Genomic DNA, 354 nt, shown 5'->3' on the forward strand with positions numbered 1-354 from the left:
GATGTTTGGTTGCGGGAGCCGGATTTGAACCGACGACCTTCGGGTTATGAGCCCGACGAGCTACCAGACTGCTCCATCCCGCGTCTGTGTGGCGGCATTCTACAGAGCAACGGCGGGGTGTCAACCGTTAATCGAACGATGGGTCAAATAAGTGCAAATTAGCGTCGGATTGTCACGCACCAGTGGTAAGTGCGCGATAGAGAAAGGATTTTTGTCTGACAATTGAAAAGACGGGTAAAAACAGACAGGCACAAAAAAGGCCACTCTTTCGAGTAGCCTTTTTCGATGTTTGGTTGCGGGAGCCGGATTTGAACCGACGACCTTCGGGTTATGAGCCCGACGAGCTACCAGACT

The 354-nt window shown here is 52.0% G+C and carries 1 tRNA gene; it reads right to left on the reverse strand.

Annotated features, from left to right (window positions below):
- Positions 1–6 precede the first annotated feature (6 nt).
- Positions 7–83: transfer RNA gene (locus tag K0H47_RS26295), tRNA-Met, on the reverse strand.
- Between the last annotated feature and the right edge of the window lie 271 nt (positions 84–354).

Source organism: Pseudomonas sp. Xaverov 83, from assembly GCF_019352905.1.
GTDB classification, from domain to species: domain Bacteria; phylum Pseudomonadota; class Gammaproteobacteria; order Pseudomonadales; family Pseudomonadaceae; genus Aquipseudomonas; species Aquipseudomonas yamanorum.